2 pseudogenes are annotated in these 812 nt (G+C 54.2%); both read left to right on the forward strand.

Annotated features, from left to right (window positions below):
- Positions 1-301 (forward strand): annotated as a pseudogene (locus CXQ89_RS17625) (hypothetical protein); the annotation flags it as partial.
- 16 nt (positions 302-317) lie between these two features.
- Positions 318-812, forward strand: a pseudogene (locus CXQ89_RS17630) (iron ABC transporter substrate-binding protein); the annotation flags it as partial.

An 812-nucleotide genomic window follows, 5' to 3' on the forward strand; every position in this document is an offset into this window, starting at 1 on the left:
CCGTGCTGTCTTTTCGGTGACCGTTCCGCTGATGAGGGTCGGCATCACCTCGACGGTACTGCTGTATCTGATGCTCTCCATGCGTGAATTGAGTGCTTCCCTATTCCTCTTCACCTCAGAGACTCGGATCCTCTCAATTCTCGTCTTCGACAATTTCGATAATGGCCAAACCACAGGGGCCGCTGCCATCAGCATATTTTATGTCCTGGTAATCGCCATTCTCGCCATAGCAGCCCAGCTGGTTGGATCACACGATTCGTCAAAGAAGAAGAAATCCGCTTCGACCAAGAACGCCTTGTAGAAATAGGGGACTAACAGTGAAAACTCACAAGAAATTGAAGCTTGCAGGACTCGCCGCTGTAGTGGCCATCACAGTGTCAGCCTGCGGGTCAACCTCCGGCGCCAAAGGATCGGTTGTCCAGAACGATGCAGACGTTGAGACGACAAAGGGTCTCGTTATCGACGGAGAGCAGATCGCTGCGCAGGACGTCTACGACAAGGCCAAGGGCCAGACTTTGAACCTCTATACGGGATATCCCGAGGCGAATGAAAAGACCTTCATCGAGGCCTTCACGAAGGACACAGGAATCCAAGTCAACATGGTCCGGCTTCAGCCGAACCGACTGTCGGAGCGGGTTCTCTCGGAGCAGGGAGCCGACATGCTGAGCGCCGACGTCGTACGTATTTCCGACTATCGGCTTGCGGATGGTTTCAGCCAAGCTGGTGTCTGGCGTCCCTATACGGTTCCAGGCTCAGAAACGTTCGAGGAGGTCGTCATCAACTCCGGCGATTTCACTCGAACCCACAATGCC

Source organism: Arthrobacter sp. ZGTC212 (assembly GCF_002929255.1).
Taxonomy (GTDB): Bacteria; Actinomycetota; Actinomycetes; order Actinomycetales; family Micrococcaceae; genus Arthrobacter_B; species Arthrobacter_B sunyaminii.